At 64.5% G+C, this 25680-nt stretch carries 23 protein-coding genes; 18 read left to right on the forward strand and 5 right to left on the reverse strand.

All coding sequences use genetic code 11. The annotated features are described in order from the left end of the window. Window positions 1-45: 45 nt before the first annotated feature. From OX459_RS23145 to OX459_RS23160, 4 genes are all read right to left on the reverse strand, one after another. The gene (locus OX459_RS23145; protein ID WP_289906698.1) at window positions 46-753 is read right to left on the reverse strand and encodes an anaerobic ribonucleoside-triphosphate reductase activating protein; all 708 of its coding nucleotides are present in this window, start codon (window positions 751-753) and stop codon (window positions 46-48) included. Further along, entirely contained in the window at window positions 743-943 is a 201-nt protein-coding gene (nrdD, locus tag OX459_RS23150; protein WP_092610345.1) for an anaerobic ribonucleoside-triphosphate reductase, read from the reverse strand. The genes OX459_RS23145 and nrdD overlap by 11 nt, the downstream gene beginning before the upstream one ends. Further along, a complete protein-coding gene (locus tag OX459_RS23155; protein ID WP_289906699.1) occupies window positions 940-2688 on the reverse strand; it encodes a ribonucleoside triphosphate reductase in 1749 nt (582 codons plus the stop codon). The genes nrdD and OX459_RS23155 overlap by 4 nt, the downstream gene beginning before the upstream one ends. Before the next feature lie 123 nt (window positions 2689-2811). Next, window positions 2812-3222, reverse strand: a complete 411-nt coding sequence (locus OX459_RS23160; protein ID WP_289906700.1) for a hypothetical protein — start codon at window positions 3220-3222, stop codon at window positions 2812-2814. A gap of 165 nt (window positions 3223-3387) precedes the next feature. On the opposite strand from OX459_RS23160, the gene OX459_RS23165 reads away from it, so the two are divergent. Genes OX459_RS23165 through OX459_RS23175 form a run of 3 tightly spaced genes read left to right on the forward strand, consistent with a single transcriptional unit; the run spans window position 3388 to window position 5888 of the window. After that, window positions 3388-4422 carry a peptidase U32 family protein gene (locus tag OX459_RS23165; RefSeq protein WP_289906743.1) on the forward strand — a complete coding sequence of 345 codons (1035 nt, stop codon included), beginning with the start codon at window positions 3388-3390 and terminating at the stop codon, window positions 4420-4422. Between the two features lie 9 nt (window positions 4423-4431). Continuing rightward, window positions 4432-5328, forward strand: a complete 897-nt coding sequence (locus OX459_RS23170) for a U32 family peptidase (protein ID WP_289906701.1) — start codon at window positions 4432-4434, stop codon at window positions 5326-5328. 20 nt (window positions 5329-5348) lie between these two features. Further along, entirely contained in the window at window positions 5349-5888 is a 540-nt protein-coding gene (locus tag OX459_RS23175; protein ID WP_289899053.1) for an SCP2 sterol-binding domain-containing protein, read from the forward strand. A gap of 23 nt (window positions 5889-5911) precedes the next feature. Here the strand turns inward: OX459_RS23175 and OX459_RS23180 are convergent, their stop codons facing one another. Beyond that, window positions 5912-6175, reverse strand: coding sequence for a heavy-metal-associated domain-containing protein (locus tag OX459_RS23180; RefSeq protein ID WP_077402408.1), 264 nt, complete (start codon window positions 6173-6175; stop codon window positions 5912-5914). Between the two features lie 248 nt (window positions 6176-6423). On the opposite strand from OX459_RS23180, the gene OX459_RS23185 reads away from it, so the two are divergent. From OX459_RS23185 to OX459_RS23255, 15 genes are all read left to right on the forward strand, one after another. Beyond that, window positions 6424-7293, forward strand: coding sequence for a transporter substrate-binding domain-containing protein (locus OX459_RS23185; protein ID WP_289906702.1), 870 nt, complete (start codon window positions 6424-6426; stop codon window positions 7291-7293). Window positions 7294-7554: 261 nt separating this feature from the next. Beyond that, a complete protein-coding gene (aspT, locus tag OX459_RS23190; RefSeq protein ID WP_099664623.1) occupies window positions 7555-9237 on the forward strand; it encodes an aspartate-alanine antiporter in 1683 nt (560 codons plus the stop codon). Window positions 9238-9293: 56 nt separating this feature from the next. After that, window positions 9294-10982, forward strand: a complete 1689-nt coding sequence (gene aspT / locus OX459_RS23195; protein ID WP_289906703.1) for an aspartate-alanine antiporter — start codon at window positions 9294-9296, stop codon at window positions 10980-10982. A gap of 76 nt (window positions 10983-11058) precedes the next feature. Then, a complete protein-coding gene (locus OX459_RS23200) occupies window positions 11059-12669 on the forward strand; it encodes a bifunctional aspartate transaminase/aspartate 4-decarboxylase (RefSeq protein WP_099664621.1) in 1611 nt (536 codons plus the stop codon). Between the two features lie 177 nt (window positions 12670-12846). Then, on the forward strand, window positions 12847-14271 hold the full coding sequence (locus tag OX459_RS23205) for a TolC family protein (protein ID WP_251351117.1): 1425 nt from the start codon (window positions 12847-12849) through the stop codon (window positions 14269-14271). A 2-nt stretch (window positions 14272-14273) separates the two neighbouring features. Further along, window positions 14274-15248, forward strand: a complete 975-nt coding sequence (locus tag OX459_RS23210) for an HlyD family secretion protein (RefSeq protein ID WP_251351118.1) — start codon at window positions 14274-14276, stop codon at window positions 15246-15248. Window positions 15249-15254: 6 nt separating this feature from the next. After that, window positions 15255-16436, forward strand: coding sequence for an ABC transporter permease (locus tag OX459_RS23215; RefSeq protein ID WP_289906704.1), 1182 nt, complete (start codon window positions 15255-15257; stop codon window positions 16434-16436). After that, the gene (locus OX459_RS23220) at window positions 16433-17584 is read left to right on the forward strand and encodes an ABC transporter permease (protein ID WP_289906705.1); all 1152 of its coding nucleotides are present in this window, start codon (window positions 16433-16435) and stop codon (window positions 17582-17584) included. The genes OX459_RS23215 and OX459_RS23220 overlap by 4 nt, the downstream gene beginning before the upstream one ends. A 170-nt stretch (window positions 17585-17754) precedes the next feature. Continuing rightward, window positions 17755-19335: an AAA family ATPase gene (locus OX459_RS23225; RefSeq protein WP_289906706.1), complete on the forward strand. Its 1581-nt coding sequence runs from the start codon at window positions 17755-17757 to the stop codon at window positions 19333-19335. Then, window positions 19332-19820, forward strand: coding sequence for a hypothetical protein (locus OX459_RS23230; protein ID WP_289906707.1), 489 nt, complete (start codon window positions 19332-19334; stop codon window positions 19818-19820). Before OX459_RS23225 ends, OX459_RS23230 begins: the two co-directional genes overlap by 4 nt. 9 nt (window positions 19821-19829) lie before the next feature. Further along, complete coding sequence (locus tag OX459_RS23235; RefSeq protein WP_289906708.1) at window positions 19830-20801, forward strand: hypothetical protein; 972 nt, start codon at window positions 19830-19832, stop codon at window positions 20799-20801. After that, window positions 20798-22570 carry a VWA domain-containing protein gene (locus tag OX459_RS23240; RefSeq protein ID WP_289906709.1) on the forward strand — a complete coding sequence of 591 codons (1773 nt, stop codon included), beginning with the start codon at window positions 20798-20800 and terminating at the stop codon, window positions 22568-22570. Before OX459_RS23235 ends, OX459_RS23240 begins: the two co-directional genes overlap by 4 nt. Before the next feature lies 1 nt (window position 22571). Next, on the forward strand, window positions 22572-23165 hold the full coding sequence (locus OX459_RS23245) for a hypothetical protein (protein ID WP_289906710.1): 594 nt from the start codon (window positions 22572-22574) through the stop codon (window positions 23163-23165). After that, window positions 23162-24529 (forward strand): capsule biosynthesis protein CapK, encoded by a 1368-nt coding sequence (locus OX459_RS23250; protein ID WP_289906711.1) that lies wholly within the window; start codon window positions 23162-23164, stop codon window positions 24527-24529. The genes OX459_RS23245 and OX459_RS23250 overlap by 4 nt, the downstream gene beginning before the upstream one ends. After that, window positions 24526-25617, forward strand: coding sequence for an AAA family ATPase (locus OX459_RS23255; protein WP_289906712.1), 1092 nt, complete (start codon window positions 24526-24528; stop codon window positions 25615-25617). The genes OX459_RS23250 and OX459_RS23255 overlap by 4 nt, the downstream gene beginning before the upstream one ends. Window positions 25618-25680 lie beyond the last annotated feature (63 nt).

Here is a 25680-nt window from a genome sequence, read left to right on the forward strand (position 1 = left end):
AACGGGGAATTTTGCGGGGCTTTCCGAAATAATCTGCTTGTCGGCTCAACTGCCATGATTACGGAATGTAAAACGGGGAAACATGGCGCCGATTTGCGCCACCGTGCGCGCTGCCGGATAGCCGTGCAGGGGGCGCCCGGACAGTGCCGCATCCGCGCAGCCTTCGGCGCGAAATTGCTGCAGCACGTAGTTATCGACGCCTTTGGCGGCCAGGGTGGCGGCCAGGGCCAGCAGCTGCTCGTCCGGCAGCAGGTCCGGATGGGTGGTGGTGCGGCATTCGTAGGCGACGCCGCTGGCGAGGATGGCGTCCAGGCAGGCGCGCGCCGGGTCGCCGCTGCCGGCCACGCGGGTCACATGTCGATAGTCGGCAAACGGCGCCTTGATGTCGAAACCCACCCAGTCGACCAGGGGCAGCACTTCCTGCAGACGCTGCGGATAGATGCAGGCCGTGTGCAGGCCGATGCCGAAACCCAGTTCCCTGACGTCCTGCATGGCCCGCCCCAGCGCCGGATCCATGCACGCCTCGCCGCCGCTGAAGACGACGGCGTCGACCAGGCCCGTTCTGCGGCGCAGCCAGGTCAGGACGTCTTGCCACGGCATGGCGCCTTCAGGCGTACGCGTCTGCAGGTGCGGATTGTGGCAATAGCCGCAACGCCAGGGACAGCCCTGCACGAACACCACCGCCGCCAGCTTGCCGGGATAGTCGGTGGCAGAAAAGGGCGTCAGGCCGCCCACTTTCAGTTCAAGCGCCATGGCAGGCGGGCTGGCCAACCCGGGCGCTCGCTTCCGTAAAATACTGGCGCTCGTGGAATTCGCCCTGCTTGCCGATGTTGAACGAGGCGACGGGGCGGTGGTAGCCCATCACGCGGGTCCAGATTTCGCAGCGCTGGCGTTCCGTATCGAGCAGGGTGATGGCGGGAGTGAAGTCGGGACGTGCATTCATGGCGTTTCCTCAAGTGATGGAGCAGGTTGGGCTTGCTTGCGGGCAATGAGCTCCGCATCGCAGGTGGGACAGAATTCATGCTTGCCGGCCAGGTAGCCGTGGCGCGGGCAGATGGAAAATGTGGGCGTGACGGTGATGTAGGGCAGCGAAAAGCGGCTCAGCGCGCGTTTTACCAGTTCGCGGCAGGCGTTCGCGTCCGACAGCGCTTCCGTCATGTACAGGTGCAGCACGGTGCCGCCCGTGTACTTGCGCTGCAGCGCGTCCTGCAATTCCAACGCCTCGAACGGGTCGTCGGTGTGGCCGACGGGCAGCTGCGACGAGTTCGTGTAATACGGGTTGTCGGCGGTGCCCGCCTGCAGGATGGCGGGAAAGCGCTTGCGGTCTTCGCGGGCGAAGCGGTACGTCGTGCCTTCGGCCGGCGTCGCTTCCAAGTTGTACATATGGCCCGTCTCTTCCTGGAAGGCCACCATGCGGGCGCGCACGTGGTCGAGCAGGCGCACGGCCAGCGCGTGGCCTTCTGGCGTCGTGATGTCATAGGCGTCGCCGCTGAAATTGCGGATCATCTCGTTGATGCCGTTCACGCCCAGGGTGGAAAAGTGGTTGCGCAGGGTGCCCAGATAGCGTTTCGTGTAGGGGAACAGGCCTTGCTGCATCAATTCCTCGATGGTGCGGCGCTTGATTTCCAGGCTGGTCTTGCCCAGCTCTAGCAGACGGTCCAGGTCGGCCATCAAGGCTGGCTCGTCGCCGCGCCACAGGTGGCCCAGGCGCGCGCAATTGATCGTCACCACGCCCAGGGAGCCCGTCTGCTCGGCGGAGCCGAACAGGCCATTGCCCCGTTTCAGCAGTTCGCGCAAGTCCAGCTGCAAGCGGCAGCACATGGAGCGGATCATGTTCGGCTTGAGTTCCGAATTGATGAAATTCTGGAAGTAGGGCAGGCCGTAGCGGGCTGTCATTTCGAACAGGCGTTCGGCATTCTCGCTATGCCAGTCGAAATCCTCGGTGATGTTATAGGTGGGGATGGGGAAGGTGAAGACGCGGCCCTTGGCGTCGCCCGCCATCATGATCTCGATGTAGGCGCGGTTGATCATGTCCATCTCGGCCTGCAGCTCGCCATAGCTGAAGTCCATCTCCTGGCCGGCGATGACGGGAATCTGCTCGCGCAGGTCGTCCGGGCAGACCCAGTCGAAGGTGAGGTTGGTGAACGGCGTCTGCGTGCCCCAGCGCGATGGCACGTTGAGGTTGAAGATCAGTTCCTGCATGTACTGGCGCACGTCTTCGTAGCGCAGGCTGTCCTTGCGGATGTAGGGTGCCATGTAAGTGTCGAAGGAGCTGAACGCCTGCGCGCCGGCCCACTCGTTTTGCAGCGTGCCGAGAAAATTGACGATCTGGCCGATGGCGCTCGACATGTGTTTCGGCGGACCGGACTCGATCTTGCCCGGCACGCCATTCAAGCCTTCGTGCAGCAGGGTGCGCAGCGACCAGCCGGCGCAATAGCCGGCCAGCATGTCGAGGTCGTGGATGTGCAGCGCCGCTTCGCGGTGCGCCGCGCCCACGTCCGGCGGATAGACCTGGTCCAGCCAGTAGTTGGCGATGACCTTGCCCGACACATTGAGTATCAGGCCGCCCAGCGAGTAACCCTGGTTGGCGTTGGCGTTGACACGCCAGTCGCGCCGGTCCAGGTATTCATTGATGGACGCGGCGACATCGACCTGGCCGCGTGTGGGGGAAACTGCATTCGTCGTCATGAAACCTCCAATAAACACAACATGCGGTGTTTTTATGGAGATTAATCACTAAATATAGTGGCGTCAAAGGGCGCGTGCAGTGGCATGACGAATCCTTGATGCAGGTGAAAAAAGCGCCCCCGTTTACTTTTTCAGGCGGCCCTGGCGCAGGATGAAGGCGCTCGCGGCGAAGTAGGCGGCGCCGCAGACGGCGATGCTGAGGATGGAGGCGGGCAGCACGTGCGCCCAGATTTCCCGCGCCGAGAAGGTGCTCCAGCTGGCCACGCGCGCGTCGAACGTGACGTAGTTGGCCAGCAGCCAGTAGACGGCCAGCAGTCCCGTGCAGATGGCGGCCTGGCGCGTCACGGGCATGGCGCGGCGCGCGAAGACGGCTTGCAGGAACAGCAGCAGCACGCCCGGATACGCGCCCAGTACTTCGGGCGACAGCACGGAGAGCGCCTCGGCGTCGTAGCCTTCCGTGGGGGCGGCCCACTGCACCTGCAGCACGGTGAGGAACAGGGTGAGCAGAAAGATCAGCAGCGGTTTGCGGGGCATGGCGGGCAATCGAAGAGGGAGAAAAGGAGGGCATTTTACAGCCAGGTCAAGCAAGTTGAACGCGCACCAGCCATGCATGCATTCCTTCACCTGCGTCAAGGACTGGGCAGCCTGGGCGGGGCTATAGTCTGCACCCTGAGCCGATACAGGACTGTGAACACCATGATGCTTGAATCAACCACCGCCACCCGCGTGGCCGGACCGCTGGAACTGGTCTGCCCCGCCGGCAGCCTGCCAGCCTTGAAAGCGGCCATCGACAATGGCGCCGACACCGTTTATCTGGGTTTTCGCGACGCCACCAATGCGCGCAATTTCGCCGGCCTCAATTTCGACGAGAAGGCTATCGCCGAGGGCGTGCGCTACGCCCACCAATATGGGCGCAAGGTGCTGCTGGCGCTGAACACCTATCCGCAGCCGCACAACTGGGCCGTGTGGCGCAGCGCCATCGACCGCGCCGCCGATGCCGGCATCGACGCCATGATCGTGGCCGATCCGGGCTTGATGGCGTATGCGGCCCAGCACCACCCGCAGCTGCGCCTGCACCTGTCCGTGCAAGGTTCGGCCACCAACTACGAAGCCATCAATTTTTACCATGAACACTTCGGCATCGCCCGCGCCGTGCTGCCGCGCGTGCTGTCGATGGCGCAGGTGGAGCAACTGATCGCCAAGACGGAAGTCGAGATCGAGGTGTTCGGCTTCGGCAGCCTGTGCGTGATGGTCGAAGGGCGCTGCGCACTGTCGTCGTATGCGACGGGCGAGGCGCCGAACACCCACGGCGTGTGCTCGCCGGCGAAATCCGTGCGCTGGCTGGAAACGCCGAACGGGCTCGAATCGCGCCTGAACGGTGTGCTGATCGACCGCTATGCGCCCGGCGAAAACGCCAGCTATCCCACCCTGTGCAAGGGGCGTTTCGAAGTCAACGACGAAGAGTATTACGCGATCGAGGAACCGGCCAGCCTGAACACCCTGGCGCTGCTGCCGCAATTGATCGCCATGGGCGTGCGCGCCGTGAAGATCGAAGGGCGCCAGCGCAGCCCCGCGTACGTGGCACAGGTCACGCGTGTGTGGCGCGAAGCGATCGACGCCTGCCGCGAAGGCAATGCGCGCTACGCCGTCAAGCCGGGCTGGATGGCGGCCATGGACAAGCTGGCCGAAGGCCAGCAGCACACCTTGGGCGCCTACCACAGATCTTGGAAATAAAGGATGAACATGCTGAAGCTTTCACTGGGCCCTTTGCTGTACTACTGGCCGCGCGCCACCGTTTTCGAGTTTTACCAGCAGATCGCCGGCACCGCCGTCGATATCGTCTACCTGGGTGAGACCGTGTGCTCGCGCCGGCATGAGGTGCGTCTGGCCGACTGGCTCGATATCGCCGACATGCTGGCCGCCGCCGGCAAGGAAGTGGTGCTGTCGACGCAGGCGCTGATCGAGGCGGGCGCGGAACTGGCGACCCTGCGCCGCATCACGGGCAATGGCCGCTACGGCGTCGAGGCCAACGACATGGGCGCCGTGCACTGCATGGAAACGGGCACGTCCTTCGTCGCCGGTCCCCATTTGAACCTGTTCAATGGCCCCAGCCTGCAATTGCTGGCGCGCCTGGGCGCGCGGCGCTGGGTGATGCCGCTGGAAATGGGGCAGACGGCGCTGGCCGAGATGCAGCGCCAGAAGCCGGAAGGGCTGGAGACGGAAGTTTTTGCCTACGGCCGCATGCCGCTGGCGTTTTCCGCGCGCTGCTTCACGGCGCGCAACCGCAACCTGCCGAAGGACGATTGCGGCTACAGCTGCCTGGAAGAGCCGGACGGCCTGCTGCTGCGCACGCGCGACGAAGTGCCCTTCCTCGTACTGAATGGCACGCAGACGCAGTCGGCGCTCGTCTACAACCTGGTGCGCGAACTCGACGCCATGCGCGACATGGGCGTGGCGGTGGCGCGCATCAGCCCGCAGGCCATGCATACGGAACAAGTCATCGCCATCTTCGACCGCGCCCGCCGCGGCCAGGTCAGCGGCATCGGCGCCCAGGCCCAGCTGGCGGCCTGCCAGCCGGCCGGCGCCTGCGACGGCTACTGGCACGGCCAGCCCGGCATGGAACAGCACGCCGCCCATTGAACGCCTCGAAAGGAAGCACCATGCAAGATCAACTGGAAAGATTGCCCGTCCCGGCGCCGGTCCCCGCCCGGCCCGGCATGAGCAAGCCCGCAGTGTCGTACCGGCTGCCGGAACCGCTGGCCGAATTGCTGTCCAAGCTGCCCCCGTATCCCGCCTCCTGGCTGTTCGTGCAGGGCTTGAACCGCCTGCTGGCGCCGCAATTGCCCGACGACGTGCGGCGCAGCCTGGAAGGGCGCAGCTTGCGTTTGCGGCTGCTGGACGCGGGCATCGCCTTCGATTTCGAGTGGCAGGGCACTGTGTTCGTGGCGGAGCGCTATGCGGACGTGCCGGACCTGTGCATCGCCGCCAGCGTGCATGATTTGATGCTGCTGGCGCGGCGCCAGGAAGATCCGGACACGCTGTTCTTCAGCCGCCGTTTGAGCCTGGAAGGCGACACGGAACTGGGCTTGCTGTTCAAGAATACGCTCGATGCCATCGAATTGCCGCCATTCGACCTGCAGGCGCTGGGACCGCGCCGCGTGCTGGCGCATCTGCGCGACCGGGGCGCGCGCGAAGGCTGAGCGGAGAAAGGGAGGGCGGGCGCTCAGTGGCGGCAGTGGCCGCAGGCGCCGCTGCACGAGGCCAGCTGTTCTTCATCCGTCGCCTCGCCCATGAAGCCGGCGTCATTGACGGCGGCCAGCAGGCGTTCCTGCGTGGCCAGCCGTTCGTCGAACTGCACCGTGGCGCCGTGGCGCGCCAGCGAGACGCACACGGTGGCCACGCCCGTGACGGCTTCGAGCGCGCCCGTCAGCCTGTCGGCGCAGCCTTCATGATCCATTCCGATAATATTCAAGCGTGCTGTCTGCATGGGTTCCTCTTGTTTTTCAGATAAAAAAACAGCGTAGGCGAGCCATGCGCATGCCGTCCAGAGCAGCACGCAAGATTTATTTTGTATTTGCGGTTTTATTGATCTGGATTAATCCCCAGCCCTGCGGGTCACCTTGAAAGTGCTGTTGTTTTGTACACAGTTGCCGTATTCCAGTCGACAAGCGTGCCCTGCTGCGCGATACTGTCATTCTGATAAGAACGCTATGACAGCGCTGGAAAGGAGGGGCCATGCAGCGCCGCCCCCTGCTCAAGCTTGCCGCCCTGTGGCCATTGGGCGCGGCCGCCGGCGCGGTGCCGCCGCCGCTGCCGCTCGTATATCCGCGCCACCAGGCGCTCTATGATCCGCAGCAAGGCTATGTGACGGCCTTGCTGCAACAGGCGCTGGCCCGTTCGGGCCAGGCGTATGCCTTGCGCCGCTCCGAACTGCGCATGGCGCAGACGCGCGCGATGCAGGAAATCGCCATGGCGTCGGGCGGTGTCGACGTCGTCTGGGCCATGACGAGCCGCGCGCGCGAAACGCAATTGTTGCCGGTGCGCATCCCCATCGACCGCGGCCTGATCGGCTGGCGCGTGGCCCTGATCCAGGCTCGCCAGCCGCAACTGCTGCGCGGCGTGCGCAGCATCGCCGCCCTGGCGCGGCTGTCGGCCGGCCAGATGCGCGACTGGCCCGACTCCGCCATCCTGCAGGCGAATGGCTTGCGCCTCGATACCTCGAGTACCTACGAAGGCCTGTTCCAGCAACTGGCGGCAGGGCGCATCGATTACTTTCCCCGTTCCGTAATCGAGGCGCAAAGCGAACTGGCCAGCCATGCGCACTTGCCGCTGGCGCTCGACGCCTACCTGGTCATCCGCTACCCGGCCGCGCTGTACTTCTTTGTCGGCAAGCACAGGCCGGAACTGGCACGCCACATTGCAAGGGGATTGGAAAGCATGCTCGCCGATGGCAGTTTCGCGCAGCTGTTCCAACGCCATTTCGGCCGCCTCGCGGATGGCTTGCAGCTTTCCCGGCGCCACGTGCTGGAGCTGGCCAATCCCGACTTGCCCGAGGAGACGCCGCTGGCGCGCAAGGCACTTTGGTATCGTCCCAAACATTACTAATAATCTTATTGATCAATGTCAAACAGTGGCTTCAATCGTGCGCCCGATGTTTGATGAAGCGCAAAGCGAGTTCAACAGAACACCTGTTGACACTTATTAAATTTTCGCCGAACATAATTCCACGTTGCAACTTTTTCCCAGCACAAGCGCTTGCCGCAGGTGTCGTGCGGGAGCCGTGCGCCCGTTCCACAGCCAGCTGCCGCCAGCCGCCGAACGCGCTGTCCCCTTGTCACCATCCGTTATCTTTTCGAAGGTTCGTCCATGCTCGATTCGATCACGTCCGTATTGCACCAGGTGCCGGAACTGGCCCTGTTCCTGGCGCTGGCGCTCGGTTACGCGGCAGGGCAGATACGCTTCGGCCCCATCCAGCTGGGCGGCGTGTGCGGCACCCTGGTCGCCGCGCTGCTGATCGGCCAGCTGGGCATCACCCTGGACGCCAGCGTCAAGAATGTCTTCTTCATGCTGTTCATCTTTGCCCTCGGCTATGCGGGCGGTCCCCAGTTCTTTGCCAACCTGAATGCCAAGGGCTTGCGCCTGGGCCTGCTGTGCCTGATCGAAGTGGTGGTGGTGCTGGCGCTGGTGCTGCTGGCCACGCGCTTCCTGGGCCTGGACCAGGGCACGGCGGCCGGCATGATGGCGGGCGCGGCGACGGAGTCGGCCGTCGTCGGCACGGCCACGGACGCCATTTCGAAGCTGGCGCTGCCGGCCGCCCGCATCGCCGAGCTGCAGGCCAACGTCGTCACCGCGTATTCCATCACGTACATTTTCGGCTTGATCGCCATCGTCATCGTCACCAGCCAGATTTTTCCGCTGTTGCTGCGTGTCAATTTGCGCGAAGAAGCCGATAAGTTGTGGGAAAAGATGGGCGGCGCGCAGACCGACGGCGATGGCGTGCAGGCCACGCCGGAGATGGTGGGGCGCGCCTACCGCATCAGCCGCGGCGCGGGACGCCGCCTCGACGCCTTGCAGCATATCTTTGCGGGCCGCGCCAGCATCACGCGCGTGCGCCGGCATGGCAAGGTCTTGCCCTTGGAGCCGGCATTGCGCTTGCGCAATAACGACGAAGTGCTGGTGATCGGCCACCGTCCCGCGCTGGTGGCGGCCGAAGCCATCCTGGGCGAGGAATTTGCCGATACGACGGGTTTGAACATGGCGGTCTCGGCCGTCGAAGTGGTGCTGCAGCAAGCCGCGCTGGTGGGCCAGCCCTTGCGCCAGCTGGCCTTGCCCTCCGGCGTGCACGTGGCGGCCGTCGTTCGTGGCGAGCACAGCATGCCGCCCTTGCCGGACCTGGCCCTGCAGCGCGACGACGTGCTGCGCCTGTATGGCACGACGGAAGGGCGCGAGCTGAACACGGCGCTGGCCGCCATCGGCAAGCGCGTGCCCACGGGCGACCGCAGCAATATCGTCTACGCCAGCATCGGCATCGTGCTGGGCGTGTATATCGGCGGCTTTTCCGCCAAGCTGGGCGGCATCCCGTTTTCGCTGGGCACGGGCGGCGGCGCCTTGCTGACGGGCCTTGTGTTCGGCTGGTACCAGGCGCGAAAACCGGGCATGCAGGGTATCCCCTCCAGCGCGCTCGACATGATGAAGGATATCGGTCTGGCCACCTTCATCGCCTGCGTGGGCCTGGCGTCGGGGCCGCAGGCGATCGATCTGATCCGCCAGTACGGCCTGTCCTTGCCGCTGATGGGGGTCTTGATCGCCGTCATCCCCGCCTCGCTGTCGCTGCTGGTAGGCCACTTTTTCCTCAAGCTGGAAGCGCCCGTGCTGCTGGGCGCCATCGCCGGCCAGCAGTGCAGCACGCCGGCCCTGTCGGCCGTGCAGAATGCGGCCGGCAATTCCACGCCCTTGCTGGGCTACACGATTACGTATGCCATCTCGAACGTGGTGCTGCCCCTGCTGGGGCCGCTGATCGTGGCCCTGGCAGGGTCGGTGCACGCATGAGCAGCCAGCAAGGGCAAACGCAGTAAAGAATTCCTTCAACACGAAAGGCGGTCCGCATGGAATGGTTGCATGAGTTATTCAAGAAGTCGCCTGAAATTGCCTTGTTTCTCTCCCTGGCAGTGGGTTACTACATCGGCAAGATCAAGTTCAGCTCGTTTCAGCTGGGCGGGGTCGCCGGTTCACTCCTGGTGGCGGTGCTCGTCAGCCAGGTGGGCGTCGCCATCGATCCCGGCGTGAAATCGGTGCTGTTCGCGCTGTTCATTTACGCCGTCGGCTATGAAAGCGGGCCGCAATTCTTCAATTCCCTGGGCCGCCAGTCGGTGCGCGAAATCATCCTGGCCGTCGTGCTGGCCGTGACGGCGCTGCTGACGGTGGTCATCCTGGCCAGGGTCTTTGGCCTGGACAAGGGCCTGGCGGCCGGCGTGGCGGCGGGCGGCTTGACGCAGTCGGCCATCATCGGCACGGCCGGCGACGCGATCACCAAGCTGGGCCTTGCGGCCGACGAAGTGGCGCGCCTGCAGGGCAACGTGGCCGTCGGCTATGCCGTGACGTATGTGTTCGGCTCGTTTGGCGCCATCATCGTCTGCGTCAATATCTTGCCGAAACTCATGGGACGCACCATCCGCGAAGATGCGATCAAGGCGGAAACGGCGCTGCAGGCGGGCGTGCAAGTGCTGGGGCCGGGCCAGACGCCGGCCGCGCCCGACCTCATCGGCCGCATCTACGACGTGGGTCCGGGCGCCGGACGCTCCGTGGCGGACATCGAAAGCGCCCATCCGAGCACGGCCATCACCATCGAACGCGTGAAACGCAATGGCCAGATCATCGACGTCAGCCCGGACCTGGTGCTGGCGGCCGACGATATCGTGCTGCTGGTGGGCCGCCGCGAAGCCATGCTCAGCGTGTCTTCCCAGCTGGGCAAGGAATTGCTGGCAGTCGAAGGCATGGAACTGGTGATGCAGCGCCGCGACATGGTGCTGACCAACAAGGCTTACCACAACAAGACGGTGGGCGAAATCCGCAGCGCCACGGCGCCGGGTGTGCGCCACGGCATCTTTGTCGTGCAACTGAGCCGCATGGGCAAGATTCTGCCCATGCAAGCGGAAACCGTCGTGCAGACGGGCGACGTGGTGACCATCTACGGCGCCGAGCAGGACGTCAAGCGCGTGGCGGCCGAAGTGGGCTACATGATCGTGCCGAGCGCCAAGACGGACTTCGTCTACATGGGCGCCGGCCTCGTCGTCGGTTTGCTCGTGGGCTTGCTGGTGGCGCGCATCGGCTCGATTCCGCTGACGCTGGGCAGCGGCGGCGGCGTGCTGCTGTCGGGCCTGGTATTCGGCTGGTTCCGCGCCAAGCGCCAGACGTTTGGCTACATGCCCAGCGGCGCCGTGCAAATCCTGAAAGACCTGGGCCTGGCCGGCTTCGTTGCCGTCGTCGGCCTCACGTCCGGCCTGCAAGCCGTGCAAACCGTGCGTGAACACGGTCTGACCCTGTTTGGCGTGGGCGTGGTGGTGACCATCCTGCCGATGATTCTGACCATGCTGATCGGCCGCTACATCTTGCGTTATGACAACGTGGCCATCTTCGCGGGCGCCTTGTCCGGCTCGCGCAGCGCCAATCCCGCGTTCGGCGAAGTGCTGAACGCGGCGCAAAACTCGATCCCCACCGTACCGTTTGCCATTACGTATGCCCTGGCCAACGTTTTCCTGACCTTGCTGGGGCCGCTGATTGTGGCCTTCGTCTGAGTCGGGCGTATTTGCAGGACCTAAGCCGCCTGTGCGGGGCTTTTCCCATATTGTCAGTTGATAAGGAGTCGTTGAAATGGATTTCAGTAACCCAAGCAAACTCGCGCTGTTGAGCCCCTTCGAATTGAAGGATGCGCTGATCCAGACGGCCAAGCAAAGCAACCGTCTGATGCTCAATGCGGGCCGCGGCAACCCGAATTTCCTGGCCACCACGCCGCGCCACGGCTTCTTCCAGTTCGGCCAGTTCGCCATGACGGAAGCGGAACGTTCCTATGTGTACATGGATGACGTGGGCGGCTTCCCCACGCGCGACGGCATCGAGGCGCGCTTCGAAATCTTCGTGCGCAAGCATGAAGGCAACCCTGGCGTGCATTTCATCGAGGCAGCCATGTCGTATGTGCGCGACCAGCTGGGCCTGGACGCGGGCGACTTCATCTACGAGATGTGCGAAGCCATTCTCGGCTGCAACTATCCCGTGCCGGACCGCATGCTGCGCCTGTCCGAGAAAATCGTCGGCCAGTATATTCACCGCGAAATGATCGGTGACCATCCGTTCGTCGGCAACTTCGACATGTACGCCGTCGAAGGCGGCACGGCGGCCATGACGTATCTGTTCGCCAGCCTGAAATCGAACCACATCATCCAGGAAGGCGACACGATTGCCCTGGGCATGCCGATCTTCACGCCGTACATCGAGATTCCCCAGCTCAATGATTACAAGCTGAACACCGTGCATATTGATGCGCCGCAATCGAACAATTGGCAATTCACAAAGAAAGAGCTGGACAAGCTGCTGGACCCGAAAGTCAAGGCCTTCTTCCTCGTCAACCCCAGCAATCCGCCATCCGTCAAGATCGACGATGACACCCTGGAATACATCGCCAAGATCATCAAGAAGCGCCCGGACCTGATCATCCTGACCGATGACGTGTACGGCACGTTTGCCGACAATTTCGTTTCGCTGTTCGCCATGTGTCCGTACAACACCATCCTCGTGTATTCGTTCTCGAAATACTTCGGCGCGACGGGCTGGCGCATGGGCGTGGTGGCCACGCATGAAAAAAATGTACTCGACGACAAGATTGCCAAGTTGCCGGAAACCATCAAGAAGCAGCTCGATGCGCGCTATCACTCGATCACGACGGAGCCGCGCGAGCTGAAATTCATCGACCGCCTGGTAGCCGACAGCCGCACGGTGGCGCTGAACCATACGGCAGGCCTGTCCACGCCCGTGCAGGCGCAGATGACCTTGTTCTCCCTGTTCTCGCTGATGGATGAAGAGCAAAAGTACAAGCAGTCGATGAAGCGTATCGTGCTGCGCCGCAAGGAAGCGCTGTACCGCGAACTGGGCTTGCCGATGGTGCATGACGCCAATTCCGTGCGCTACTACCACCTGCTGGACATGGAGTCCCTGGCCGCGCAGATGCATGGCGTGGAGTTTTCGCAGTGGCTGCTGAAAAAGCTCAAACCCAACGAAGCGCTGTTCCGCCTGGCCGAGGAAACGGGCGTCATCCTGTTGCCTGGCCGCGGCTTCGGCACCACGCACCCGTCCGGCCGCGTGTCGCTGGCCAACCTGAACGAATACGACTACGCCAACATCGGCCGCGCCATCCGCAACATGGCGTCCGAGTTCTTTGCCGTATTTGAAAAGGAAAAGGAGAAGGGCGGCAAGAAGGCGAAGAAGTAATTCGCCGGGTAGCTGCTTGAGTTCAACGGGCGCCCCGCAAGAGGCGCCCGTTTTTGCGTATCCGCCGCAGTAGGCAATAGTGCAGGCTGGAATAGACATCCGTAGATATAATTGCTATTGTGAAAGTATAAACATGGCAACCCCGTGCTTTCCCCTCATTCATTGACTGGACGCTACATGGGCAGATTGCAAGGACACTTATCATTATTGCTGGCGGGCGCGCTGGGCGCGGCCATGCCCGCCCTGGCGCAGTTGCCGGCCGGCGCGCCGCTGACATTCAACGAAGCGCTGCAGCAGGCGGCCCAGGCTTCGGGCGCCGTGCAGGGCGCCGCGCTCGACGTGCACGCCAAAACCCTCAAGGCGGAGGCGCTGTCGAATATCGATGGTCCTTCCGTGGACTTGACGGCGTTTCGCGGCCGTTTGTCGACGGATTTGAGTATCGACACGAGCGGCTTGTCCGGCGTGGTGGGCGGCATCGAATCCGTGCTGCCGCCGATTCCCGGCTTGCCCACGCCGCATATTCCCAACTCCCTCAACCGCGAAGTGGTGACGGACCTGACCTCGTTCGGCTTGCTGGGCATGTGGCCCATCTACACGGGCGGGCGCCTGGACGCCGTCAAGGGGCTCGCATCGAGCCTGACCCTGGCCGCGCAGGCGGAGCGCACGGAAGCGGAAGAGCAACTGGCCACCCTGGTGGCGCAGCGCTATTTCCAGTTGCTGCTGGCCAAAAGAGTGGTGGCCGTGCGGGCCGAAGTGACCGCCGGCGTGACGCAGCACCAGCGCGATGCGGCCAAGCTGGAAAAGGGCGGCCTGATTTCGCGCGCGGAACGCTTGCGCGCCGACGTGGCCCTGGACAGCGCCCGCAGCGATGAAGCGCAGGCGCGCAGCGACGAGGAAATCGCCCAGGTGGCGCTGGACCGCTTGCTCGCCGTCAATACGCAAGTGCGCCCCAGCACGCCGCTGTTCGTCAACAGCTTGCCGGTTGGCACCTTGCAATCGTTCATCAGCACGGGTATGCGCGAAAATGCGAACTGGAAGAAGATCGACAGCAAGCGCGTGCAGGCCGAGCAAGCCTTGAAGCTGCATGGCAAGGAATACGCACCTACCGTGTTTGCCATCGGTAACTACAATTTGAACCGCGGCAATGAAAAGCTCGTGCGCTCGAACTGGGCCGTCGGCCTGGTCGTGTCCGTGCCCCTCGTGCACCGCATCAATACGGGCAAGATGATTGCCGCCGCCAAGCTGGACCAGGAGCGGGTGGAAGTGGTGGCGCGCCAGGCCGAGCGCGACATTCCCACCCTGATCGAAAAGAATTGGCGCGCGCTGGAAAACGCCCGTATCCAGTACCTGTCCACGGCCTCGTCGGTGGAGCTGGCCCGAGAAAATATCCGCCTGCAAACCGTGGCTTTCCAGCAAGGGCAAGTGACGTCGCTGGAAGTGGTCGACGCGCGCCTGAACCTGGCGAAGGTGGAAACCCAGCGCGCGCAGACGGCCTATAACTATGTGATGGGGCTGGCGCAATTGCTGGAAGCGACGGGCGAGACCCAGCGCCTGGGCAGCCTGGCGGCCGCGGCCGATATCCAATTACCTGTGGACAAATAATAATGAGCACCTCCAAAAAACCCTTGGCCATAGTCGCCGCCGTCATTGTCCTGGCCTTCGTGGGCTGGGGCTTGTACCAGGCATTCCAGCCGCAACGCCTGCCCTTGCAGGGACAGATGGATGCGCAGGAAGTCAATGTCTCGTCGAAAGTGCCGGGCCGGGTGGGCGAGCTGTACGTCAAACTGGGCCAGACGGTGCCGAAAGGTGAGCTGCTGTTTCAGCTGACGAGCCCGGAAGTGGATGCGAAGATCGCGCAAGCGACGGCCGCCACGCAAGCGGCCGAAGCCGTGGCGCACAAGGCGCAAGCGGGAGCGCGGCCGGAAGAAATTGCCGCTGCGAAAGCGAACTGGGAGCGGGCGCAAACGGGGGCCACCATCGCCAAGACCACGTATACCCGCGTCAACAATATGTTCGAGCAAGGCGTGATTGCCCAGCAGAAACGTGACGAGGCGCAAGCGCAATGGCGCGCCGCCGACCAGCTGGCCCAAGCGGCTCGCGCCCAGTTTGACATGGCGCAAAAGGGCGCCCGTCCCGAAGACAAGACGGCTGCCGCCGCCCAGGCGCGCCAGGTGGGCGCCGTGCTGACGGAAGCGCAGATCGCGCTGGCCGAGACGAAGATTGCCGCGCCGGTGGCGGGCCAGGTCAGCAAGATCCAGATCCAGCCGGGCGAATTGGCGCCGCAAGGTTTCCCCGTGATTACCCTGGTGAACCTCGATGACGCCTGGGCCGTGCTGCAAGTGCGTGAAGACGAGATGGCGGCGTTTTCCATGGGCAGCACGCACACGGCGAACGTGCCGGCCTTGAAACAGCAACTGAGCTTCAAGGTCAGTTCGGTTGCCGTGCTGCCGGACTTCGCCACGTGGCGCGCGGCCCGTCCGGGCGGCACGGACTTGCGCACGTTTGAAATCCGCCTGCGTCCCGCCATCAAGGTCGAAGGCTTGCGTCCGGGCATGTCGGTCGTGTTCCCGCCGCTCTGATAGCCGATGAGCGAGATTGACAAAGAGCAGCCGGCGGCGCTGGCACGCGAGTGGCGGCGGCTGCGCGGCGACTTCTGGGACTTCGGCATGCTCAGCTGGATTCCTGTCGTGCTGTGCGGCATGCTGTGGCTGGTGTTTTCCGCCGGCATCGCGCGCGACTTGCCCATCGTCGTCATCGATAACGACAATTCCACCTTGTCGCGCCAGCTCACGCGCTGGCTCGACGCTTCGCCCGGCATCCAGGTGGCGGCGAAAGTGGCGTCCAGCGATGAAGCCCTGCATCGCTTGCGCGAACGCACGGCGTTCGGCTATCTGCTGATCCCGAACGATTTCGAGCAGAAACTGCTGGGCGGCCGGCAAGCCACCGTGCAATGGCTGTACAACGCGCAGTTTTCCTCGCACGCGGGCGCCTTGCTGCGCGACGTGCGCACGGTCAGCACGACCTTGTCGGCCGGCATCGAGATGACGGCGCGGGTGAAAAAGGGTATGTCGGGCGTGCAGGCGGCGGCCCAGTTCGAACCGATACGCACGACCCTGAACAGTTTGTATAACGAAAACATCAGCTATGAAGCGTTTTTAACGTTGGCGCTGATGCCGGCCATGCTGCAGATTTTCATCGTCGTCGCCGTCGTCACGAGTATCGGACGCGAGTTGCGCGACGGCACGGTGCCGCAATGGCTGGCCTCGGCCCATGGCAGCTGGCTGCGCGCCGTGGGCGCCAAGCTGCTGTTCCCCCTCGTCGCCTACTGCGCGCTGGCGCTGCTGTACTTGCTGTTCTTCAGCCTGGCGCGGGATTGGGCCGTGGCGGGCAGCTTGCCGGCATTGCTGCTGAGCATGCTGTTGCTGGTGCTCGCGTATTGCGGCCTGGCCACCTTGCTGATCGCCGCCACCCTGTCCCTGCGCCTGGCCCTGTCGGGCGCGGCCTTCATCACGGCGCCCGCGTTCGCGTTTGCGGGCCAGGCCTTTCCCTTGATGGCCATGCCGGCGCCAGCCCGCGCCTGGGCGGAAGCCTTGCCGCTCACGCATTATTTGCAGCTGCAAACGAAATACTGGCTGGCCGGCGCGCCATGGCGCTATGGCGTGCAGGAAATGCTGATACTGGCCGGCATCGCCATCGGCTGCGGTGCCGTGGGCGTATTCCTGCTGGCGCGCCGCGCGAATGCGCCTGCGGCCTGGGGGCGCACATGATGTGGCCGGCCTTTGTCGCCACCTGGCGCGCCATGCTGACGGACAAGGGCGCGCTGACCTTGCTGTTTATCGGCGGCATCATCTATTCCTTCTTCTATCCGTTGCCGTATTCGACGGAAATCGTCCAGCGCGTGCCCGTTGCCGTCGTCGATCAGGACCGCAGCGCCATGTCGCGCCAGCTGACGCGCTTCGCCATGGCCCACCCGTCGCTGCACGTGGTCGCCGTCACGCCGGACTTGCCCGTCGCGCAAGATTTATTATGGCGCGACCAGGTCATGGGCGTATTGATCATTCCCCATGGTTTGCAGACGGACGTGCTGGCTGGCCACGCCGCCCACGCGCAAGTGGCGGGCAATGGCTTGTATTTGATGCTGAACAAGGTGGCCCTGAACGGGCTGGCCGAAGTGGTGGGCACGGTGTCGGCCGGTATTGAGCTCAAGCGTTTGGGCGCGGGCACGCCGTCCACCATCCAGGCCAACCAACAGCGCTCGCCCATCGCCTTCGACGCCGTGCCCCTGTTTAACGTCAAGGAAGGCTATGGCGCCTATGTCGTGCCAGGAGTGGCTACTCTCATTGTGCAGCAGACTTTGCTGATCGGCATGACCATGCTGTTCGGCACCTGGTACCAGCGCAAGGCCTTCCCCGTGGCGGGCAGGCGCACGGCGGGCGGCTACGCGGGCATGCTGCTGGCGTTTGCCTGTGTGGCGTTTTTGAACTGCTGCTATTTCTTCGGCTTTGTCTTCTGGTTCCAGGATTACCCCCGTGGCGGCAACTTTGGCGGCATGCTCTTGCTGCTGGTGCTGTTCTCGCTGTGTGAGGCGGCCTTCGGCATGTTGCTGGGCATGCTGTTCCGCACGCGCGAGCGGGGCACGCAGCTGATGATCGCCACCTCGATGCCCGTGCTGTTCCTCGCGGGCCTGACCTGGCCCGTGTCGTCCATGCCCGTCGTGCTGCAATGGCTGCGCTGGCTGCTGCCATCCACGGCCGGTATCCAGGGCTTTGTTGCGCTTAATCAAATGGGCGCCTCGCTGTATGAAATCCGCCATGAAGTGGCGGGCCTGCTGGCCTTGCTGGTCGCTTGCGTGGCGCTGGGCTGGCGGCGCTGGCGCGGGATGGAGGAGACTGTTGTCGATTTGAACAAGGCGTAACTGGGCCGATATGCAATAATTTCGTTTCCACATTAAATAACAACGCCTGACAAAAACCGTAGCGAGCGGAAGGGAGTTGCGGCCGAGAAGCGCAACTGTGCGAATGTACAGTGAGCATCGCAGGCCGTAAATACCGACGCGCAGTAGGTTTTGACAGGCGTTAGCCAATCATGTCAGCTTTTAATCTGTTCCAGCGCCTGTCCCAGGCCCCCACCAAACCCAAGGCGGCGCCCGCCGCGCGGCAGTTCGACGTGGCGGACCTGTACCAGGGCCCCATCGCGCTGGGAGCGGAAGGCGAGGCGCAAGCCCGGCCTTTCGATGAAAAGCTGCGCCAGGCATACTTTTGGATCGTCAACCACGCCATCATCAGTCCCCATTACGACATCGAGTACAACGATGGCCCGTCGCAGACGTATGCCGTGGGCGACAGCCGCCGCACCCTGAATTTGCCGTCGGCGCAAAGCTATTCCAGCTTCATTTTGCTGCCCCTGCTGACGTTCGCCACGCGCCGAAAATGCCTCTTCGTCGGCGGGCCGGGGCGTGGCAAGACGGCCAGCGCCCTGTTGATGGGCGTGCTGGCCGGTTCCACCGTCAAGGAAGTCAAGCGCGCCATGCAGCATGGCCACCCGCAGATGACGGTGGCCGACTTGCTGGGCAATCCGCTGCCGGCGGACCTGGTGAACGCGCAAAGCATGGACGACATCCGCATCGCCTGGCGCGCCTGGCTGGGCATGCGCGTGAAGATCGTCGATGAGTACAACCGCATCCCCACGCGCACGCAAAGCGCGCTGCTCACCGTCATGGGCGACAATTACGCGGAAGTGCTGAACCATATTTACGAATGTCCGGAAGCGGCCTGGTATCTGACGGCCAACGATGACCAGGGCGGCGGTACCTACCAAGTGATCGAAGCGCTGCGCGACCGGGTCGACGTGACGGTGCAGGCGCTGGCCTTCAACCCCCGCTTCCTGAATGAACTGCTGCTGCGCGTGGAGGAAAACGTGCGGCCAGAAGAACTGGTGCCGCCCGATATCATCTTCACGGAAGCAGAGGTGGATCAAATTGGCGAATCCATCCGCCAGGTGGGCGTGCCCGAAGCCGTGCGGCGCCGCCTGGAATTCTTCGCCAGCCAGTTCGAGCTGTTCGAGACGGCGGGCGGCCAGTTCGAATACATGACCAAGGATACGGCCCGCCTGGCCGGCGCCGACCGTGGCGCCGCGCAGGCGGCCGACAATGGGCGCGACCGTTTGAAGGATCTCGGTTGCCAGACCTTGAATGGCATTTCCGTGCGCACCCTGATGGCGCTCTTGATCTACGCCAAGGCCATGGCTTATTTCCGCGGCAATGGCGAGGTGGAGCTGGAAGACTTGCGCCAGGTGCTGCCGTTCGTCCTGCATAACAAGCTGCAGCCGGATCCGGACGCGCCATTTTTCGCGCTGCCGGAAAACGCCGCCTACCGCAGCGACAGGCTGGGCTGGCTGCGCCGTCTGTTCGATCTGTCGAATGATGAATTCAACCGCCTGGACCTGGACCGCGACGACCCTGTCGGCGTGCTGTCGGCCGAATTCGATCTGGGCCTCGATGGCGTGAGCGAGCGCGAGACCCTGGCGCGCCTGAACCGCATCGAAAAGCTGATCGGCGAGCGTACCAAAGGAAGAAAACTGTACGGCCCCCTGTATGACGATTTGTTGAAGCTCAAATATCTGCACCAGCGTTATACGAATTACCGCAGTTGGCTGCGTTCGCAATGAATGACGCACTGAACATCGACCATTGCCGCGGGTTTCTCGACGCCCTGGCCATGTTGAACAGCGAGGCCAGCGACCTGTGCGCAAGCTATGAGCTGCAACGGCTGCCCGACGCGCCGGACCTGCTCACGGCGGTGGGCTTGCGGGTGGAAGATTACGCCCTGAATGTAAGCACCCCGGCGCGCGCGCTGCCGGCGCCGCCCTTGTGGCAGATCACGGTGGCGCCGTGCGGGCGCGCGCACCTGGAGCAGGTGTGCCAGCGCTGGTTCTTTTCGTCGGACCACATGCGGACGGCGCCGCCGGACCGTTTCCGCGCCTGCCTCGTCAACGCCTTCCTCGACGCGCTGGACATGTCGCTGGCCGCATTCACTATGCATATCGTGAAGATGACGCCGCCGCCTGGTGTCTGGTATGCGATCCACTGGGACGAGATCGCGTTTGAATCAGGGGATGAGCGCTATCTGCTGCATTTTTCGCACAGCGATTGAGGAGGAACAATGATTTCTCCTGCCTTCGCAACTATCCTTGCCAGCGGCCGCGCCCAGTTCAACGGCCGCGCAGCGGAAGCGCGCCGGCGCTTTCCCGCGCTCGACATGGCCGCCTTCGGCGCCTTCTTGTACGACGGCGTCGATCCGCTGGTGGTGGCCGTGGCCGCCGCCGCGCCCGAGCGCGTGGGCGGCGTCACCTTGGCCGCCTATGACATGGCCCTGGAGTTGGTGGGCCATGGCCTGGCCGGTCCGGCCGCGAAAAATCCCTTCCTGAATAGCGTGTGGCGCGAGCTGGCGCCATCGTTTGCGCCGCTGCTGGCGACGGCCCCCGTCAACGTGCTGGGCATGCTGAGCAACGCCGCCATCCACATTTCCTCCGTGGCGGGCGCGCGGCCCGCGCAATGGCAGGCCGGGATGGCTGCCGTGGCGCCGCAAGTCGGCAGCGTCGCGCAACTGCGCGCCGTGGGGCAGGTGCTGGCCTGGCGCGCCGGCGTCGCGCATTTCCGCCAGGGCGCGTTGGCCGCCGCCGACACCTTGCCGCATGCGCTGGCGCTGGCCGCCTTTGGCGAACCGGGCGCGCAATGGCCGCAGGTGCATGCGCAGCTCATGGCGAATCCGTGGCGCGGCAATGCCGAGGGCAGGGAGTTCGGCAGCTTCAGTGGCCTGGGTGGCGATTTCGGCGCGCCGCCGCAAGTGCGCGCCACGCTTGACGGTTTTGTCGTGCGCAGCGCCGAGCGCCATTATTTGCTGGTGGCCGACGCCTATGGCGCCGTGCTACACAGCGCCACGGCGCAGGAGTTTGAGTTGGCGCAAACCGGCGTGCCGGCGTCCGTGCGCCTCGATGGAGCCACCGTTCACGTCGGCGCGCGCAGTATCGCGCTCGACCTGCCGGCCGGCGACATCGCCATCGCCGCGAATGCGCATACGCTGGCCATCACGTCACCGTGGACGCACGCCATCCGCCTGCTGCCGCTCGCATGAAGAACGATGCCGATCTGATCGACCGCTGGCGCGCCGCCTGGCCCGAGGCCCTGGCCGTGTGGAGCAAATTTACGCGCCTGCGTGACCCCAGCCTGTGCGCCAGCCGCGTCGAAGCCGGCAAGCAGGGCTTGTCTGGCAGCTTCGCCATGATCCGCTTGCTGGACCAGAGCGTGGTGGTGGACTTGCCGCTGGTGACGGAGCTGGGGCTGGACGACTATGCGCTGGAAATCCTCGCCCATGAAATCGGCCACCACATCCTCGCACCGGGCAGCGCCAGCGACCAGTTCCGCCTGCTGGCGCGCATGCGCCGCGCCTTGCCGACGCTGGAGCAGCACGCGCCCATGGTGGCCAACCTGTACACGGACCTGTTCATCAACGACCGCCTGCAGCGCCAGGCGAATTTGCGCATGGCCGACATCTACCGCAAGCTGCAGCAGGGGCGCACGGTGCAAGCCGATGGCAAGGGCAGCGGCGGCGTATGGACACTGTACATGCGCATCTATGAAAACCTGTGGCAGCTGGAAAAGGGCGAGCTGGGCGGCGGCCACGCTGACGAGCGCCTGGACACGGACGCCTGGCTGGGCGCGCGCCTGATACGCGTGTATGCGAACGACTGGATGCTGGCGGCGGGCCGCTTCGCCACCTTGCTGTTGCCTTACCTGGTGGAAGATACGGATGCCCTGGGTGACATTGACCCCAGCCGCTACCTGCAGGACACGCGCGATGCGGCCCGTGGCTGCCAGACGTATGGCGCGCAGCAGATCGAGGATGACGAAGAGGACGGCGCCATCCACCCCGTGCACGACAAGCGCATCTCGGGCCTCGATGGCGAGGAACCGCAAGCCGAGGCGCCGCCTAGGGCCGGTGGCGGCCAGCTGCGCGAACCGTTCGAGCTGGGCGACATTCTGAAGGCGTCGGGCGTGGACTTGAGCGACCATGAAATCGCCATCCGCTACTACCGCGAGCGGGCTTTGCCGCACCTGGTGGCGTTTCCTAGCCGCCCCGCGCCCGAGTCGCAGGAGCCGCAGATGGAAGGTCTGGAGCCTTGGGAAATCGGCGATCCCCTGGAAGACATCGACTGGCTGCAGTCCGTGATGCAGTCGCCGCGCCCCGTGCCTGGCGTGACCACCGTGCGCCGCGTGTATGGCCGCGAACCGGCGCGCGCCACCGACGCCGTGCCCGTCGACCTGGACATGTACGTGGACAGTTCCGGCTCCATGCCGAACCCGCAGGCGTACACCTCGTTTTTGACACTGGCCGGCGCCGTCATCGCCTTGTCCGCCCTGCGCGCGGGCGCAAAAGTGCAGGTCACCCTGTGGAGCGGCAAGAACGAAGTGATGCTAACGCCAGGTTTCGTGCGCGATGAAGACATGATCCTCGGCGTGCTGACGGAATTTTTTGGCGGCGGCACCTGTTTCCCCATTCACCGCCTGCGCCAGACCTATGCGGCCAAGCGCGAACGGCCCGCGCACATCCTGATGATTTCCGACGATGGCATCACCACCATGTTCGACCAGGATGAACTGGGCAACAGCGGCTGGGATATCTCGGCGAAAGCGCTGGCCCAGGGCGGTGCGGGCGGCACCATGGCCCTGAACCTGGCGCGCGACTGGGATGGCGCGGCCAGCCACCAGTGGCTGCAGCAGACCTATGACGACTTGAAACGCGCGCGCCGCGAGCAGGGCTGGGATATTCACGCCGTCGAGCGCTACGAGGACTTGCTGGACTTTGCGCGGGCGTTCAGCCGGCGCCACTATATACAATCATGACATGCAGATTCCCGGACCCCACCTCGAAAGATTAACCCACCGCCTGGCCGACACGCCCGTCGAATTCCTCGCCGAGCCCCGCATCGCCGGCGTCGTCAATGCGCAGGCCGTGGCGGTGGCGGCGCTGGTCAACGACGTTTTGCTGCTGCATGGCGCGCGCGCGCCGGCCGCATCCCTGCAGGGGTTCATCGGCGCGCAAGTGAAGGCGGACCGCAACCGGCTGGCGCTTGCCATGATCCTGTGCTGGCTGCTGGCCGACGACTGGTTCGTGGCGCAGCAGTTGCCGCAGCCAGCCTTGCTGCAGGCACTGGGCGAGGCGGCGCGCGAACTGGCCGCCGCCACGCCGGCCCACCAGTTTACGCAAGACCCCGAACGGCGCGAGGAGCTGGCGCGCATCGTGCTGGCGCGCCTGGGTTTCCGGCCCCGCGACGAAAGCGTGGCGCAGGCCACGGACAGATTGTCCGCCATCAGCGGCACGGAGCGCCGCCGCCTGCTTGAAGCGAGCCGCCTGGCCGAGCAGCGCGCGCGCGAAATCCGCGAGGCGCTGGCGAAGAAGGCGGCCGAGGAATCGGCCGACAAGTGGTCGCGCGAATGAGCGTGGACGTCAATCTGCCTGGCGGCGCCTGGGAATCGGATCGCGACTACTGTCCCACCCTGACGCAGGAGGGCGCGCGCATGCTGGAAAAACTGCGCAGCCACCCGGCGGCGCCCCGCTACCGCAACCGCAGCGGCAACAAGCTGCAGGCCGGGGAAGTGGCGGCCTTGCGCGCCTATGAGCAGGAAGTCATGGATGCGGCGATAGACTGGAGCGCCGATGCGCCGCCGTCCTGGCTGGCGGATTTCCTCAGGACGGTCTACGCCACCGTGCCGCATTACCGCGCCTGCGGTTCGCCGCCCGCGCGCCTGGCGGACGTGGCGCCCATCAGCCGCGCCGAACTGGCGCACGACATCGCCGCCTTCGTGCCCGACGATGCGGATCTGGCACGTATGATCAACTTCCAGACGACGGGCACCACGGGCCACCCGCTGCTGATCGCTTCGCACCCGCTGGTGGCGGGGCGCTATCTGGCCTACCACAAGCGCGCGCTGCAGCGTTTTGGCGTAACCCTGCGCCATGGCGCGGGGCAGGTGGGCGTGATGCTGCTGGGGCACCAGCGCCGCTGCTTCACCTATGTCTCCGTCACGCCGACGATGAACGAATCGGGCCTGGCGAAGATCAACCTGCACCCGGACGATTGGCACCACCCGGACGACCGCGCGCGCTACCTGGACGCCATGGCGCCCGAGCTGATCGCGGGCGACCCCATCTCGTTTGCCGAGCTCCTGACCTTGCCCATGGCGCACAAGCCGGCCGCGCTGCTGTCCGTGTCGATGATGCTGTTGCCCGGCATGCGCGCGCGCCTCGAAGCGGCGTTCGGCTGCCCCGTGCTCGACATCTATTCGCTCAATGAGGTGGGCCCCGTGGCCGTCTACGACGAGCAGGCGGGCGGCCACGTGCTGCTGCAGCACCGGCTGTACGTGGAAATCCTCGATAGCGCGGGCCAGCCCGTGCCGGATGGCGCGCGCGGCGAAATCACCGTGACGGGCGGCTTTAATTTTTGCCTGCCGCTGGTTCGCTACCGCACGGGTGATTACGCCTCGCTGGCGCATGGCCCGCATGGCCCCGTGCTGGTGGGGCTGGCCGGCCGCAGCCCCCTGCGCTACAGGACGATGACGGGCGAGTGGATCAATAATATCGACATCACGCATGCCTTGAAACCGCTGGCTATCGCCTTGTTCGGCGTGCACCAGCATGGCGACGGCGCCATCGCGCTGCGCCTGGCGCCGAACGCCATGCCGAAGGCTGACCGGGCGCGCGCCTTGCTCGCGCCTTTTTTCGGCGCCATCACGGTCGAGACCCTGCTGGCGGAAGACAAGATCATTCAATACACCTCGGATTTGCAGGAAGCAGTGGCATGAACCTTTATAAACGCGGCCTCGTGGTCGGGAAATTTTGCCCGCTGCACCAGGGTCACGAACTGTTGATCAAGCGCGCGCAAGACGCCTGCGAAGAACTACTGGTGGTCAGCTACACCAGGCCCGAATTTCCCGGCTATGAGCCGGCGCGCCGGGAACGGTGGCTGCGGGCGCAATTTCCGCAGGCGCACATCGTGGTGCTGGACGATGCGCGGCTGGCGGCCCTGTGCGCTGCGCGCGGCGTGCCTGCCCGCCATCTGCCGCACAACGACGACGATGGCGAGCTGCATCGCCACTTCATGGGCTGGTTGTGCTGGACGGTGCTGGCGCTGCCCGTCGATGCCGTGTTCACCAGCGAAGACTATGGCCCCGGCTTTGCCCAGGTGCTGGAACGGCATTATGCCGGCCGGCCGGTGGCGCACGTGAGCGTGGACCAGGCGAGAACTGCGGTGCCCGTGTCCGGCACCAGGGTGCGGCAAGACCCGCATGCGCACAGCGCCTTCCTGTCGCCGATTGTGCGCGCCGATTTTGTCACGCGCGTGTGCCTGCTCGGCGGCGAATCGAGCGGCAAGACCACCTTGGCGCAGGCGCTGGCGGCGCATTTCGAGACGGCCTGGGTGGCCGAATATGGCCGCGAATTGTGGGAAAGCCAGGATGGCATATTGAACTATGACGATTTGCTGAAAATCGGCCGGGAACAGCTGCGCCGCGAAGCGCACGCGCTATTGGCCGCGCGGCGCTGGCTGTTTTGCGATACCTCGCCCATGACGACGTATTTCTACTGCGTCGAGATGTTCGGCAAGGCGGAGCCGGAACTGGCGCAGCTGGCCGAGCACGGCTACGGCCTGGTGCTGCTGTGCGCACCCGACTTTCCCTTCATCCAGGATGGCACGCGCCGCGACGAGGATTTCCGCGCGCGCCAGCATGCGTGGTACCAGGCCGAGCTGGCGCGGCGGGGGATCGCCTTTGTCAATGTGTCAGGTTCGGTGGACGAGAGGGTCAGGCAGGTGGCGCTAGTGCTGGCGCATCGCTTCCGGACCATGCAGGGTGTTGGCCAGGTCGCTGGCAAAAAAAATGCCGCCCAGTCTTAACTGAACGGCATTGGCTCGCTGGCGAGGATTGTCAGCGACGGCAGTCCGGGGACTGCCATTTGA

The sequence above is a fragment of the Janthinobacterium sp. SUN026 genome, from assembly GCF_030397625.1.
GTDB classification, from domain to species: Bacteria; Pseudomonadota; Gammaproteobacteria; order Burkholderiales; family Burkholderiaceae_D; genus Janthinobacterium; species Janthinobacterium kumbetense.

What these genes read in the sequence shown, in the direction of transcription:
- OX459_RS23145 (WP_289906698.1), bottom strand. Translation starts at nt 753, where the DNA reads ATGGCGCTTGAACTGAAAGTGGGCGGCCTGACGCCCTTTTCTGCCACC.
- OX459_RS23230 (WP_289906707.1), top strand. Translation starts at nt 19,332, where the DNA reads ATGAATGACGCACTGAACATCGACCATTGCCGCGGGTTTCTCGACGCC.
- OX459_RS23185 (WP_289906702.1), top strand. Translation starts at nt 6,424, where the DNA reads ATGCAGCGCCGCCCCCTGCTCAAGCTTGCCGCCCTGTGGCCATTGGGC.
- OX459_RS23200 (WP_099664621.1), top strand. Translation starts at nt 11,059, where the DNA reads ATGGATTTCAGTAACCCAAGCAAACTCGCGCTGTTGAGCCCCTTCGAA.
- OX459_RS23165 (WP_289906743.1), top strand. Translation starts at nt 3,388, where the DNA reads ATGCTTGAATCAACCACCGCCACCCGCGTGGCCGGACCGCTGGAACTG.
- OX459_RS23245 (WP_289906710.1), top strand. Translation starts at nt 22,572, where the DNA reads ATGCAGATTCCCGGACCCCACCTCGAAAGATTAACCCACCGCCTGGCC.
- aspT (WP_289906703.1), top strand. Translation starts at nt 9,294, where the DNA reads ATGGAATGGTTGCATGAGTTATTCAAGAAGTCGCCTGAAATTGCCTTG.
- OX459_RS23175 (WP_289899053.1), top strand. Translation starts at nt 5,349, where the DNA reads ATGCAAGATCAACTGGAAAGATTGCCCGTCCCGGCGCCGGTCCCCGCC.
- OX459_RS23215 (WP_289906704.1), top strand. Translation starts at nt 15,255, where the DNA reads ATGAGCGAGATTGACAAAGAGCAGCCGGCGGCGCTGGCACGCGAGTGG.
- OX459_RS23205 (WP_251351117.1), top strand. Translation starts at nt 12,847, where the DNA reads ATGGGCAGATTGCAAGGACACTTATCATTATTGCTGGCGGGCGCGCTG.
- OX459_RS23225 (WP_289906706.1), top strand. Translation starts at nt 17,755, where the DNA reads ATGTCAGCTTTTAATCTGTTCCAGCGCCTGTCCCAGGCCCCCACCAAA.
- OX459_RS23255 (WP_289906712.1), top strand. Translation starts at nt 24,526, where the DNA reads ATGAACCTTTATAAACGCGGCCTCGTGGTCGGGAAATTTTGCCCGCTG.
- OX459_RS23235 (WP_289906708.1), top strand. Translation starts at nt 19,830, where the DNA reads ATGATTTCTCCTGCCTTCGCAACTATCCTTGCCAGCGGCCGCGCCCAG.
- aspT (WP_099664623.1), top strand. Translation starts at nt 7,555, where the DNA reads ATGCTCGATTCGATCACGTCCGTATTGCACCAGGTGCCGGAACTGGCC.
- OX459_RS23170 (WP_289906701.1), top strand. Translation starts at nt 4,432, where the DNA reads ATGCTGAAGCTTTCACTGGGCCCTTTGCTGTACTACTGGCCGCGCGCC.
- OX459_RS23180 (WP_077402408.1), bottom strand. Translation starts at nt 6,175, where the DNA reads ATGCAGACAGCACGCTTGAATATTATCGGAATGGATCATGAAGGCTGC.
- OX459_RS23155 (WP_289906699.1), bottom strand. Translation starts at nt 2,688, where the DNA reads ATGACGACGAATGCAGTTTCCCCCACACGCGGCCAGGTCGATGTCGCC.
- nrdD (WP_092610345.1), bottom strand. Translation starts at nt 943, where the DNA reads ATGAATGCACGTCCCGACTTCACTCCCGCCATCACCCTGCTCGATACG.
- OX459_RS23240 (WP_289906709.1), top strand. Translation starts at nt 20,798, where the DNA reads ATGAAGAACGATGCCGATCTGATCGACCGCTGGCGCGCCGCCTGGCCC.
- OX459_RS23220 (WP_289906705.1), top strand. Translation starts at nt 16,433, where the DNA reads ATGATGTGGCCGGCCTTTGTCGCCACCTGGCGCGCCATGCTGACGGAC.
- OX459_RS23210 (WP_251351118.1), top strand. Translation starts at nt 14,274, where the DNA reads ATGAGCACCTCCAAAAAACCCTTGGCCATAGTCGCCGCCGTCATTGTC.
- OX459_RS23160 (WP_289906700.1), bottom strand. Translation starts at nt 3,222, where the DNA reads ATGCCCCGCAAACCGCTGCTGATCTTTCTGCTCACCCTGTTCCTCACC.
- OX459_RS23250 (WP_289906711.1), top strand. Translation starts at nt 23,162, where the DNA reads ATGAGCGTGGACGTCAATCTGCCTGGCGGCGCCTGGGAATCGGATCGC.